Annotated in this window: 8 protein-coding genes; 1 reads left to right on the top strand and 7 read right to left on the bottom strand. The window is 61.8% G+C overall.

Features of this window, described 5'->3' with window-relative positions; genetic code table 11:
- Positions 1 to 177 precede the first annotated feature (177 nt).
- The 7 genes from CKW25_RS24755 to CKW25_RS24725 form a co-directional block, all read right to left on the bottom strand.
- Positions 178 to 951: a MetQ/NlpA family ABC transporter substrate-binding protein gene (locus CKW25_RS24755; protein WP_095083472.1), complete on the bottom strand. Its 774-nt coding sequence runs from the start codon at positions 949 to 951 to the stop codon at positions 178 to 180.
- A 63-nt stretch (positions 952 to 1,014) separates the two neighbouring features.
- Positions 1,015 to 1,689: a methionine ABC transporter permease gene (locus CKW25_RS24750; RefSeq protein WP_095083470.1), complete on the bottom strand. Its 675-nt coding sequence runs from the start codon at positions 1,687 to 1,689 to the stop codon at positions 1,015 to 1,017.
- Positions 1,689 to 2,696, bottom strand: coding sequence for a methionine ABC transporter ATP-binding protein (locus tag CKW25_RS24745; RefSeq protein ID WP_095083468.1), 1,008 nt, complete (start codon positions 2,694 to 2,696; stop codon positions 1,689 to 1,691). Before CKW25_RS24745 ends, CKW25_RS24750 begins: the two co-directional genes overlap by 1 nt.
- A 202-nt stretch (positions 2,697 to 2,898) precedes the next feature.
- Entirely contained in the window at positions 2,899 to 3,606 is a 708-nt protein-coding gene (locus CKW25_RS24740) for a PA5502 family lipoprotein (RefSeq protein WP_095083466.1), read from the bottom strand.
- A gap of 37 nt (positions 3,607 to 3,643) precedes the next feature.
- Positions 3,644 to 4,432 carry a zinc ABC transporter permease subunit ZnuB gene (gene znuB / locus CKW25_RS24735; RefSeq protein ID WP_095083464.1) on the bottom strand — a complete coding sequence of 263 codons (789 nt, stop codon included), beginning with the start codon at positions 4,430 to 4,432 and terminating at the stop codon, positions 3,644 to 3,646.
- Positions 4,425 to 5,210 (bottom strand): zinc ABC transporter ATP-binding protein ZnuC, encoded by a 786-nt coding sequence (gene znuC, locus CKW25_RS24730; protein WP_095083462.1) that lies wholly within the window; start codon positions 5,208 to 5,210, stop codon positions 4,425 to 4,427. The genes znuB and znuC overlap by 8 nt, the downstream gene beginning before the upstream one ends.
- Positions 5,210 to 5,692, bottom strand: a complete 483-nt coding sequence (locus CKW25_RS24725) for a Fur family transcriptional regulator (protein ID WP_095083460.1) — start codon at positions 5,690 to 5,692, stop codon at positions 5,210 to 5,212. The genes znuC and CKW25_RS24725 overlap by 1 nt, the downstream gene beginning before the upstream one ends.
- Before the next feature lie 57 nt (positions 5,693 to 5,749).
- Here CKW25_RS24725 and CKW25_RS24720 point away from each other — a divergent pair, with 57 nt between their 5' ends.
- The gene (locus CKW25_RS24720; protein ID WP_095083458.1) at positions 5,750 to 6,679 is read left to right on the top strand and encodes a zinc ABC transporter substrate-binding protein ZnuA; all 930 of its coding nucleotides are present in this window, start codon (positions 5,750 to 5,752) and stop codon (positions 6,677 to 6,679) included.
- Positions 6,680 to 6,764 lie beyond the last annotated feature (85 nt).

Here is a 6,764-nt window from a genome sequence, read left to right as displayed (position 1 = left end):
AAAAAGGAAGGAAAGTATTAATATCACGCATAAGAACGCCGGTTTGTTAGATGTGTTTGCTCGCACGAACATCATCAATCAAATCGGCGTTCTTGTTTCTGTGTTTCCCGGGATTCCGTGAAGAACCAAAAAAATGGGGCGCAATGAATGCGCCCCATTTTTTGTTAAAGCGTCAGATCAGAACGCAGGCAATACCGCGCCTTTGTACTTCTCGAGAATGAACGCTTTCACTTCCGGAGTATGCAGGGCTGCAATCAGCTTCTTCATGGCCTCGCTGTCCTTGTCGTCCGGGCGAGCAACCAGGATGTTCACGTAAGGCGAGTCTTTGCCTTCGATGGTCAGCGCGTCCTTGGACGGGTCAAGCTTGGCTTCCAGCGCGTAGTTGGTGTTGATCAGCGCCAGGTCGACCTGGGTCAGCACGCGCGGGATGGTCGCGGCTTCCAGTTCACGGAACTTCAGGCCCTTGGCGTTCTCGGTGATGTCCTTGACGGTCGACAGGATGTTGTTCGAGTCCTTCAGCTTGATCAGGCCGGCCTTGTCCAGCAGCAGCAGCGCGCGGCCACCGTTGGTGGCGTCGTTGGGGATGACCACGGTGGCGCCGCCTGGCAGGTCAGCCAGAGCCTTGAACTTGCTGGAGTAAGCGCCCAGCGGTTCGATGTGCACACCGGCCACGCTCACCAGGTGAGTGCCCTTGGCCTTGTTGAACTCATCGAGGTACGGCTGGTGCTGGAAGAAGTTGGCATCCAGGCGTTTTTCGGCCACTTGCACGTTCGGCTGTACGTAGTCGGTGAAGACCTTGACCTTGAGGTCCACGCCTTCCTTGGCCAGGGCTGGCTTCACGAATTCGAGGATTTCCGCGTGCGGTACCGGAGTAGCGGCGACCGTCAGGGTATCAGCGGCATTGGCGGCGAACGAGGCAACGGCAGCGAACGCGACGAGTAGTTTTTTCATTCAGCAAACTCCTTTTGAGGCGCCCTTTTCGGGCGCCTGCCAGCGTGATGCCGGCGATTGCATTTATTTTCGGGAAAAGTGCACCACCAGCTTATCGCCGACGGTTTGCAGAACCTGGACCAGCACCAGCAGCAACACCACGGTCACCACCATCACATCCGTCTGGAAGCGCTGGTAACCGAAGCGGATCGCCAGGTCACCCAGGCCACCGGCGCCCACCACACCGGCCATGGCCGTGTAGGACACCAGCGTGATCGCGGTCACCGTGATCGCCGCGAAGATGCCCGGGCGAGCTTCCGGCAGCAAGGCGTTGGTGATGATCTGGCGCGTGGTCGCGCCCATGGCCTGGGTCGCTTCGATGATGCCGCGATCGACTTCACGCAGGGCGGTTTCCACCAGGCGGGCGAAGAATGGCGTAGCGCCAACCACCAGAGGCGGGATCGCGCCACCGACACCCAGCGAGGTGCCGGTGATCAGTACGGTGAACGGGATCATCACGATCAACAGAATGATGAACGGCAGCGAGCGCAGGATGTTCACGATCAGCGACAGCAGCGCGTAAATACCTTTGGCTTCCAGCAATTGGCGTGGGCTGCAAAGGAACAGCAAGACGCCCAGCGGCAGGCCGAGCAATACGGTGAACAGCAGCGAGCCACCAAGCATCAGCATGGTGTCGCCGGTGGCCAGCCAGATTTCATACCAGTCGATATTGGCGAAGAAACTTGTCAGCAGTTCCATTAGCGCAGCACCTCCATGTGGACATCCGCTGCGGTGAAGTGGGCAAAGGCCGCTTCCATGTCACCGCCCGTGATGGCCAGGGTCAGTTGCCCGTAAGGGACGTCTTTGATGCGGTCGATACGGCCGGCGAGGATGCTGTAGTCCACCCCCGTTTCGCGGGCGACGGTGCCCAGCAATGGTGCGTAGGTCGAATCACCCTGGAAGGTCAGGCGCACGATACGGCCCGGCACGTGCGCGAAGTCATCACGCTGCTCGCTTTCGTCGATGTGCTCGTCTTCCTGAACAAACCGCTTGGTGGTCGGGTGCTTGGGGTGCAGGAACACCTCGGCCACCGGACCGTGTTCGACGATCGAGCCGGCATCCATCACGGCCACTTGATCGCAAACGCGACGAATCACGTCCATTTCATGGGTGATCAGTACGATGGTCAGCTTCAGCTCGCGGTTGATCTCGGCCAACAGTTGCAGGACCGACGCAGTGGTTTGCGGGTCCAGGGCGCTGGTGGCTTCGTCGCACAGCAGGATTTTCGGCTTGGTTGCCAGGGCGCGGGCGATGCCGACGCGCTGCTTCTGGCCACCGGACAACTGCGCCGGGTACTTCTTGGCGTGGTCGGACAAGCCAACCCGCGCCAGCAACTCGGCCACACGCTGGTCGATCTCGCTGCGCGACAGCTCGCCGGCCAGGCTCAACGGCAGGGCCACGTTGTCCGCGACGGTCTTGGAGGCCAGCAGGTTGAAGTGCTGAAAGATCATCCCGACTTGTTGACGGAAGCGGCGCAGCGCATTGGCGTCCAGCGCGGTGACTTCCTCGCCATCCACGGTGATCTTGCCACCGCTGGCATCTTCCAGGCGGTTGATCAGGCGCAACAGGGTACTTTTTCCCGCGCCGGAATGGCCGATCAGGCCAAACACTTGGCCGTTCTCAATCGTCAGACTGGTCGGGTTCAGTGCGGGAATATCCTTACCGGCAACGCGGTAGGTTTTATGGACGTTTTGAAACTCGATCACGTAGCGAACCTTGTGGGGCGCGTTGGAAAAGGATCAGCGGTTAGCCGGGCGGGCATTTTAGCGTGTCCGTATAGAGGTTCTTAGCATTTATTTTGCGTTCGTCATGCCATTTGGCGATAACGAAATAGCCGCAAATGCACAAGATCGCCGCTTCGCCAGCCTGTTCTTCTCGATGAAGACGCTAGCCACGCGGCGATCTCACTTACGGTCTGCGCGGTGACAACACCATTTGCGCCGGGACGTGCCGCAGGATTTGTCGCTCGATGTCCAGGTCGAAGCCTGGGTCGAGCTTTTGCACCCGCTTGGTCAGCAACGTGGCCAGCCAGGGGTAATCCTCGGTGCGTGGGGCCTGGATGCTCACGTCGCACTGGTAGTTCACTACATCGGCGGCAATCGCGTCGAGTTGCCGGCGTAGTTGCTTGCTATCGGTGATGTTCAGTGCAACGGTGGTGCTTTCAGCCGTCGGGTCGATGACTTTGGCGGCCGGTTTGGCAGCAGCTGCCTGGAGGGCGGCCTCGGCTTTTTCCAGCTCGGCTTTACGGGCCTGGGTGATCGCACCGTTGACACCACCGGTCAGTGCCGGGGCCTTGGGCATCAGGACACGAGCCCGGCTCAGGGCCGTAGCGGCGGCATTGACATCACCCTTTTGCAACATGATCTGGCTGCGTTGCAGATAGGCCTCGGCGAGTTGTCGTTGGTAAGGCTCCAGCGACGGATCATTGGGTGATTGCGCCTGTAGGGCGGCCAATTGATCTTCGGCCGTGGCCAGCTCACTGCTGGCCAGGCTTTGCTCCAGCTGCGCGATCGCCGGCGCCCGCGCGTCCGGGGGCTCGGGGGGCGGTGTGCTCTGGCAGGCACCCAGCAGCATAAATGCAACAAGGAGCAGATAACGGGAGGCGAACGGCTTCATTCCTGCGACTCTCTGATTGCGCAAAAAACGAGCAAGTCTACACCCCTCGACGGGGCAGGACAAAACTCAGCAAAAACAGCGCGGCGGCGGCGACCACAATCGATGGGCCCGCCGGCGTGTCCTTGAACCACGACAGCGCCAGGCCACCGCAGACCGCGAGTATACCCAGCAAACTCGCGCCCAAGGCCATCTGCTCGGGCGATCGCGCGTGACGTTGTGCCGCAGCCGCCGGAATGATCAGCAACGAAGTAATCAGCAGCACACCGACGATTTTCATCGCCACCGCGATCACGACCGCAATCAACAGCATCAAGGCCAGGCGCAGCCCGGCTACGGGCAAGCCTTCGACCCTGGCCAGCTCTTCATGCACGGTAATCGCCAGCAGCGGTCGCCACAGCGCCACCAATAACAGCAGAACCGCTGCGCTGCCGCCGAGAATCCACGCAAGGTCGGTAGGGCTGATCGCCAGCAGGTCGCCGAACAGGTAAGCCATCAGGTCGATCCGCACTTCATGCATGAAGCTTAGTACCACCAGGCCCAGAGAGAGCGTGCTCGGTGCAAGAATCCCCAGCAAAGTGTCGGACGCCAGTGGCTGGCGCTGTTGCAGGGTCACCAGGAGCACGGCCAGCAACAGGCAGCCGACGGTGACCGCGATGGTTGGGCTGACATCCAGCAAAAAGCCCAGCGCCACGCCGAGCAAGGCCGCGTGGGACAAGGTGTCGCCAAAGTAAGCCATGCGCCGCCAGACCACGAAGGATCCCAGGGGGCCCGCGACGACAGCCAGGGCCAGGCCTGCAAGCAGGGCATACAACAGAAAATCAGCCATGCTTGCAGCCATCTCCGTGAACGTGGGTATGAGCGGACGGTGCCGCGCTGACCACCGAGCCATGCAGGTCGTGGGCGTGGTCGTGATGGTGGTGATAGATCGCCAGGCTTTGCGCGTTCTTGCCGAAGAGTTCGACGAACGCCGGATCGCCGCTGACCTGCTCGGGGTGTCCAGAGCAGCAGACGTGGCGATTGAGGCAGACCACCTGGTCGGTGGTGCTCATCACCAGGTGCAGGTCGTGGGAAACCATCAGCACGCCGCAACCATGGCGGTCGCGCAGGCGCGTGATCAGGCTGTACAGCTCGGCTTGCCCGGCTACGTCGACGCCTTGCACCGGTTCGTCGAGGACCAGCAACTCTGGCTCACGCAGCAAGGCACGGGCCAACAGAACGCGCTGCATTTCACCGCCGGAGACGCTCTGTACCGGGCTGTCGATGACCTGTTCGGCACCGACTTCCTTGAGTGCGGCCAGGGCCCGGGCGCGATCGACGCCGGGGACCAGGCGCAGAAAACGCAGTACCGACAGCGGCAGGGTCGGGTCGACGTGCAGTTTCTGCGGCATGTAGCCGACTCTCAGCTTCGGCTTGCGCCATACGCTGCCGCTGTCGGGCTTGAGCAGGCCGAGCACGGCACGCACCAGGGTGGTCTTGCCGGCGCCGTTGGGGCCGATCAGGGTGACAATCTGCCCCGGCTCGACACTCAGCTCGATGTTGTCCAGCACGGTTTGCCCGGCAAAGGTCACTGCAACCTGCTCAAGGCGGATCAACGCTGTGCTCATCAAGCCCCCTGGCAACCGGCGCAGAGACCGACCACTTCGACGGTCTGGCCTTCAACCACGAACCCGACGTCGCTGGCGCTGTGGATGATGGCGTCACTGATGGAGGTTTGCTCCAGCTCGATCGCGGCATGGCACTCGCGGCAAATCAGGAACTGACCCTGGTGGGCGTGCCCCGGATGGTTACAGCCGACAAAGGCGTTGAGCGACGAGATCCGATGCACCAGGCCGTTATCCAGCAGGAAATCCAGGGCGCGGTAGACCGTCGGTGGGGCTGCGCGGCGACCGTCTTGCTCGCTGAGTACCGCCAGGATGTCGTAGGCACCCAGCGGCTTGTGGCTTTGCCACACCAACTCCAGTACCCGCCGGCGCAATGCGGTCAGGCGCAGCCCTTGGCGTGCGCAGATGGCATCGGCCTCGGACAGTGCGCTGTGCACGCAATGTGAGTGGTCGTGGGGACGGCTGGCGAGCGGTGTTATAGGCATGAGCGGCGACGAGTTTTGTGAGAGACGTTATTATGTTACTCGTTCTCGCCCCTTTGAGTGGTTATCGTGTCCAGACTTTTTGCCATCCTTGTCACATTTGCTGCCAGTTTGTTCGCTTTCAGCAGCGCTCATGCCGAAGTCAAAGTGCTTACCAGCATCAAGCCGCTGCAACTGATTGCTGCTGCGGTGCAGGATGGCGCGGGGGGGCCGGAAGTCTTGCTGCCGCCGGGAGCATCGCCGCATAACTATGCACTGCGGCCTTCCGACGTACGGCGCGTGCAGTCGGCGGACCTGCTGTACTGGATCGGTCCGGACATGGAGGGCTTCCTGCCCCGCGTACTCAAGGGGCGCACCTTGCCATCGGTGGCCGTGCAGGACCTGCCAGGCTTGAAGCTGCGCCATTTTGGCGAAGACAACCACGCCCACGCCGAAGAAGCCGACGAGCATGATCATGATCACCGCCCCGGCAGTCTCGATGCCCACTTGTGGCTGTCGCCGGTCAATGCGCGTGTCATCGCCGCTAAAATCGCCGCCGACCTGAGTGCAGTCGATCCGGCCAATGCCGGGCGCTACCAGGGCAACCTCAAGGCATTCGATGAGCGACTGGATGCACTGGATCTGCGATTGAAAGCCCGCCTGGCGGTTGTCGAGGGCAAGCCCTACTTCGTGTTCCATGAAGCGTTCGACTATTTTGAGGACGCCTACGGCCTCAAGCATGCGGGCGTGTTCAGCGTGGCCGCCGAAGTGCAGCCCGGTGCCCAGCACGTCGCCGCGATGCGCACGCGCCTGCAAGCGGTCGGCAAGACCTGTGTGTTCAGCGAGCCGCCGCTGCGCCCTCGCCTGGCCGAGACGCTGGTGGCGGGCCTGCCGGTGAAACTGGCGGAGCTGGATGCACTGGGTGGCTACACGCCGGCCACCGCACAGGGTTATGAGCAGGTGCTGGAGAAGTTGGGGAATGATCTGGCGGGGTGCCTGGAGTCGTTGTAACCGGAAAACAGGCGCCATTCCATTCGCGGGCGAGCCCGCTCTCACAGGACTTTCCCTGTCCATGTGGGAGCGCGCAGGGTGGCGT

The sequence above is a fragment of the Pseudomonas sp. Irchel s3h17 genome (genome assembly GCF_900187505.1).
Lineage (GTDB): Bacteria > Pseudomonadota > Gammaproteobacteria > Pseudomonadales > Pseudomonadaceae > Aquipseudomonas.
Note: the sequence above shows the minus strand (reverse complement) of the source record. Positions and strands in the feature narration are given on the sequence as shown.

Coding starts and splice junctions, on each gene's coding strand:
- CKW25_RS24755 (WP_095083472.1), bottom strand. CDS start 951: ATGAAAAAACTACTCGTCGCGTTCGCTGCCGTTGCCTCGTTCGCCGCC.
- CKW25_RS24750 (WP_095083470.1), bottom strand. CDS start 1,689: ATGGAACTGCTGACAAGTTTCTTCGCCAATATCGACTGGTATGAAATC.
- CKW25_RS24740 (WP_095083466.1), bottom strand. CDS start 3,606: ATGAAGCCGTTCGCCTCCCGTTATCTGCTCCTTGTTGCATTTATGCTG.
- znuB (WP_095083464.1), bottom strand. CDS start 4,432: ATGGCTGATTTTCTGTTGTATGCCCTGCTTGCAGGCCTGGCCCTGGCT.
- znuC (WP_095083462.1), bottom strand. CDS start 5,210: ATGAGCACAGCGTTGATCCGCCTTGAGCAGGTTGCAGTGACCTTTGCC.
- CKW25_RS24725 (WP_095083460.1), bottom strand. CDS start 5,692: ATGCCTATAACACCGCTCGCCAGCCGTCCCCACGACCACTCACATTGC.